Raw genomic sequence first — 4693 nt, 5'->3', positions numbered from 1 at the left:
AAGCCTGCACACCAACACTGATGCCCGTGCCACTCGCTCCTGCGGCTTTCTGGTGTGCGTGGTTCAGGCAAAGATGTCCTTGGCCACCACACCTTCGACATCGGTCAAACGAAAGTCTCGTCCCGCGTAGCGATAGGTCAGCCGTTCGTGGTCCAGTCCCATCAAGTGCAGAATGGTTGCGTGCAGATCGTGAACGTGCATCTTGTTTTCCACGGCATAGTAACCGTAGTCGTCGGTCGCACCATACGCGTAGCCTCCCTTCACCCCGCCGCCGGCCATCCACATCGTGAACCCGTGCGGGTTGTGGTCGCGACCGTTGCTGCCTTGAGCCGTCGGTGTGCGTCCGAATTCGCCGCCCCACAAGACGAGTGTGTCTTCAAGCAACCCCCTCGCTTTTAAGTCTTGCAGGAACCCTGCGATCGGCCGATCAACTTCGGCCGCGTTCTTGGTGTGACCTTGGTACAGCCCCGAGTGCTGGTCCCACTGCACGACGCTGTCGCTGTGCGTGACCTGAACAAACCGCACACCTTGCTCGAGAAACCGTCGCGCCATCAAACACTGTCGGCCAAAATCTTCGGTGACCGGATCATCGATCCCATACAGACGCTGCGTCGCCGCGGACTCTGACGCCAAATCCTGGATCGCCGGCATCGCGGTTTGCATGCGGTAGGCCAATTCGAACGAGTTCAACCGACCTTCGAGAGCCTGGTCGCGACCGGCCATTGCGAGATGTTCCCGATTCATCGACGCGATCAGATCCAGCTGTCGCCGCTGGAGATCGGGAGCGATGCGATCATTTCGAATGTGTTTGACCTTGGCCGCCGTCGCCGGCAAGCTGGCATTGCCGATCGGTGTGCCTTGGCAATGTGCCGGCAAGAACGCGGTGCCCCAGTTATTGACTCCGCCGTGGGCCAGCGTCGGACAAATCGTCACGAAAGCCGGCAAATTTTCATTCTCGGTCCCCAACCCGTAAACCAACCAAGATCCCATGCTGGGCCGAACGAATTGATCGCTGCCGGTGTGCAGCTTCAACAGCGCCCCGCCGTGGGCGGGATTGGTTCCATGCACCGATCGCAACACACACAAGTCATCCACGTGACGGGCGACGTTGGGAAACAACTCGCTGACCGGCAATCCACTCTCGCCGTATCGCTTGAACTTCCATGGCGACTTCAACAAGTTGCCCTGCTTGGCGAACGTGACGTCGGGCAAATCAAACGGCGGCGGCTTGCCATGATCCCGGTCCAATTGAGGCTTGGGGTCAAAGGTGTCGACGTGTGACGGACCGCCTTTCATGAACAGAAACACGATCCGCTTGGCGCGGGCCGGAAAATGGGGTCCCTTGGGAGCCAATGGATTCTCCGCGGCCAAGGCTTCCTGGCCCAACATCGCGGAGAAGGCCAAGTGACCGAATCCGATCGCCGAGTTTCGCAGAAGCTGTCGTCGGGATTGCATCAGAAAGAACCTAACGTAAATAAATGAATTCGTTGCTAGCCATCAGACTTTGACAGAACAGCGACCAGGCTTGCTCGTGCTGCTCCTTTGCGTTCGCTTCGGCACCCTCGGTCAATTGCGAGATGAACCGAAGCACGCGTTCGGTTTCGCTTGGCGACGGCTCGCGTCCGACCGCCCGTCGATACGCATCGGCGACACGGTCGGCGTCCTCGTTTGACTGCGACAGGACGGACTTCGCCAGCGCATCGGCCGATTCCATCACCAATGCGTCGTTCATCAACAGCAAGTTCTGCGGCGCGATCACGGTCGCGTTGCGCGAACCGGTGGGCATCGTCGGATCCGGGTAATCGAACTGCGTGAAGAACGCGTACAGGTTGTTGCGGATCACGGGCAGGTACAACGCCCGCCGAACGCTGTCGTATTTGGTGTGGTCTTCGGAAGTGTGGTTGAACACGAATTGTCGATTCCGCAGCGGCAACGTCTTTCCGCCGATTTCAAGATTCAAACGTCCGCCGACCGCCAAAATCGAATCGCGGATCTGTTCGGCTTCCAATCGCCTCAAGTTCGCTTTCCAAAGCAACCGGTTTTCCGGATCGATCGTCGCGTAACGTTGTTCCTCCGGATGCGACGAGGCGAGCTGATAGACATTGGATCGAAGGATCAGACGATGCAAGTCTTTGATCGACCAACCGCCGGCCATGAAGCGTCTGGCCAGCCAATCGAGCAAGTCCGGATGGGACGGCCGATCCCCCAGACGTCCAAAGTTCTCGGTCGTCCGCACCAACGCCTCGCCGAAGTGCCATCCCCAAATGCGATTGACGATCACACGTGCCGTCAAGGGATGCCTCGTGTCGGCCATCCAACGAGCCAGTTCCAGTCGACCGCTTTGTCCGCTGGGAAAGACAGGCCGGACGGTGGAGTGTCGCATCACCTCGGGAAACTCCCGCGCGACCGGGTCGCCCAGGTTCTTGTAACTGCCACGGATATGGATCGGTAACTCTGCCACCACCGTTCCTTCGCTGACCCCCATCGCCGCCGTTTCGTCGGCGGCGACGCTTTCAAAGGCCCTCGCTTCATCCATCAACCGGTAGTATTCCGCGAGCGTTTGCTCGTCGAAGGCGAACGCTTCTTTGGAGGGAACGGCCAACAGACCCGAGGCATCCAACAAGGCGGATCGGGCGGCCTGCAACGTCGGATCGTCCAGCGTTTTCGTTTTCGGATCCTGCTTCTTCGCCTCGGCAAACGCCTTTTCCGCGCGGTCGAACAAATCGCCATAGTGCCGACGGATCTCGTCGGCGTTTCCTTCGGCGGCCAGTTGATGCCATTGAAGCAACAGCGGATCATCTCGATGGAAATCCAAATGCATGCGACAGTGGTGCAAGATCCGCGGATGCAGCCCGAGTGGTTGGGCGATTTCCGCGACGGTGGTCAGGGGCGCAGAGACCTCGAATTGTGCCGCGGCAGCCAGATAGTCGGCCACCTTGCTTCGAGCTTCGGCTTGAATCTTGGCGATCGCTGCGTTCTTAAAACTCGCCGCCGCTTTCTTTTTCTCCGCGATCTGGGCGTCGATTTCTTTCAGCCGCGCCGCTTCCTCGTCCGACGCAAAGGAGTGCTCGTACCAATGTTTGATCGCGCCGGTGTTCGTCTCGCCGAGCGTTTTGGTGCTCTTGAAGATCGCGGCTAACGCGTAGTAGTCGGATTGCTTGATCGGATCAAATTTGTGGTCGTGACATCGGACACAGCCGAAGGTCATTCCCAGGAATGCTTTGCCGAGTGTGTCGAGCTGTTCATCGATGATGTCCATCTCCAGCTTTTGTCGATCCGGTTCGGCCAGCACCTTGGCGCCTAGCGACAGAAACCCGGTCGCCGTCTTGGTTTCACGATTCGCTTCGGGCAACAAGTCACCGGCAACTTGCTCGATCAAGAAACGGTCAAAGGGTTTGTCGTTGTTGAAGGCATCGACAACGTAATCGCGATAACGCCACGCTTGCCCGAACCCCAAGTTTTCATCCAGTCCGTTGGAATCGGCGTAGCGTGCGACGTCCAACCAATGCCGCCCCCAGCGGACACCGTAATGCGGTGAATTCAAAAGTCTCTCGACGACCTTGTCATACGCCATAGGCGATTCGTCGGCGACGAAGGCGTCGATCTCTTCGGGCGTGGGCGGCAAACCGATCAGGTCTTGCGTGAGACGGCGAATCAACGTGATCTTGTCCGCCGCCGGTGCCGGCGACAGGCCGTTGTCGTGAAGTCGCGCTAACACAAACGCGTCGATCGGGTTTTCGGTCCACTGCGTCTCGGCAAGCTCGGGAATCGTGGAGTCACGCACCGGCCGAAACGCCCAGAACTGTCGGCCTTCCTCGATACTCATCCCCGACGGCCCGCGATCGGAGCCCGCGCTGGACGGCGTCGACTCGCGCGGATCAGGGGCACCGTCGGCGACCCATTTCGTCAGCGCCCTGACCGCCTGTTCGGGCAACGGATTTCGGGGCGGCATTTGCAGATCGTGGTTCTGATACCCGATCGCTTCGATCAGCAAACTTGCACCGGGGTCGCCGGGGACGATCGCAGCCCCAGAGTCGCCTCCTTCAAGCAGCCCGGCGCGGGTCTCCAGCCGCAGACCACCCTTGACGCTGCCTTCTGCGGAATGACAGTCATAACAGTGCTCGACCAAGACCGGACGAACTTCTTTTTCGAAAAACGCGATCGCCTGCGGTGACGCATCTTGGCCAACTCCGATCGATGCAGCGATGGCAAAAACGACCGCGGCGAGGCGACCGATCAAGCGTTTCAACGCGTCCAGCAGAGAACTGGGCAAATGGATGGGGAGGGTGGGCATGGCAGGTGTTCGAAGGCGGGAGGGAACTCTATTGTAACCGTTCGTCACCCGGCCGTCATCGAATCCAACTCCCGCCGCCAAGGGCGGGTTCCCGCCGCCAAGGGCGGGTGTCGTGCACTCCGCGCATCGGTGTCTAGCCGTTAGGCGAATTCCCAGTCGCTGCGGAGCAGCGAGACGAGGCGGCTAAAGCCCAATACCGCTAAGTTAACATGAATGAGGGGGCCCGGACGCTGGCGCGAACCGGCTGATGTCAAACGAATATCAGCCGTTTGGCGCGAGCCTACGGGCCCTCATCTGAAGAAACGACGCTTAACTTAGCGGTATTGGGCTAAAGCCTGCACACCAGCGTCGTTGGTGTCCAGCCTTGAGGGACCGCTTTTTCGAGCACGATTGTCCTTC

The 4693-nt window shown here is 59.4% G+C and carries 2 protein-coding genes; both read right to left on the bottom strand.

What is annotated here, in order from left to right:
• Positions 1 to 63: 63 nt before the first annotated feature.
• Positions 64 to 1455, bottom strand: coding sequence for a DUF1501 domain-containing protein (locus NZK35_RS33695; protein WP_259636924.1), 1392 nt, complete (start codon positions 1453 to 1455; stop codon positions 64 to 66).
• A gap of 10 nt (positions 1456 to 1465) precedes the next feature.
• Entirely contained in the window at positions 1466 to 4294 is a 2829-nt protein-coding gene (locus NZK35_RS33690; protein WP_259636923.1) for a PSD1 and planctomycete cytochrome C domain-containing protein, read from the bottom strand.
• Between the last annotated feature and the right edge of the window lie 399 nt (positions 4295 to 4693).

Origin of the sequence: Stieleria sedimenti (assembly GCF_025060895.1) — a bacterium.
Classification (GTDB): Bacteria; Planctomycetota; Planctomycetia; order Pirellulales; family Pirellulaceae; genus Stieleria; species Stieleria sedimenti.
Note: the sequence above shows the minus strand (reverse complement) of the source record. Positions and strands in the feature narration are given on the sequence as shown.

Excerpts from the sequence above, each read along its gene's own strand:
- NZK35_RS33690 (WP_259636923.1), bottom strand. The coding sequence starts at position 4,294 with ATGCCCACCCTCCCCATCCATTTGCCCAGTTCTCTGCTGGACGCGTTG.
- NZK35_RS33695 (WP_259636924.1), bottom strand. The coding sequence starts at position 1,455 with ATGCAATCCCGACGACAGCTTCTGCGAAACTCGGCGATCGGATTCGGT.